The following is a 362-nucleotide window of genomic DNA, read 5'->3' as shown; positions in this document are numbered from 1 at the left end:
TGATTCAACGCGCCTATCGTTACCGATTTTACCCGACGCCTGATCAGGCCGATCAGCTTGCGCGATCGTTTGGTTGTGCGCGATGGATCTACAATTGGGGCTTGAAGGAGAGGTCGACCGCCTTCTGCAACAACGGTCAGCGCGTGTACTACAAGGATTTGGCGGCGCGCCTCAAGGGTTTGAAACAGGACCCTGAAACATCATGGTTGAGTGAAGTGTCGTCGGTCGTCCTGCAACAATCGCTTCGTCACCTGGATACGGCTTTTACAAAATTCTTCAAGAAGGAATCGGACTATCCCACGTTCAAGTCTCGCCGGGACAACCAGTCGTGTTCGTACATGCCAAACGCCTTTGCTTTTCGT

Annotated in this window: 1 protein-coding gene; it reads left to right on the top strand. The window is 52.5% G+C overall.

Going from position 1 to position 362, the window contains the following annotated elements; genetic code table 11:
- Positions 1–2: 2 nt before the first annotated feature.
- Positions 3–362: RNA-guided endonuclease InsQ/TnpB family protein (locus IV91_RS0113920; protein WP_035418531.1), on the top strand; the 360-nt coding region annotated here is incomplete at its 3' end.

It is taken from the genome of Ferrovum myxofaciens, assembly GCF_000735045.1.
GTDB lineage: Bacteria > Pseudomonadota > Gammaproteobacteria > Burkholderiales > Ferrovaceae > Ferrovum > Ferrovum myxofaciens.
Note: the sequence above shows the minus strand (reverse complement) of the source record. Positions and strands in the feature narration are given on the sequence as shown.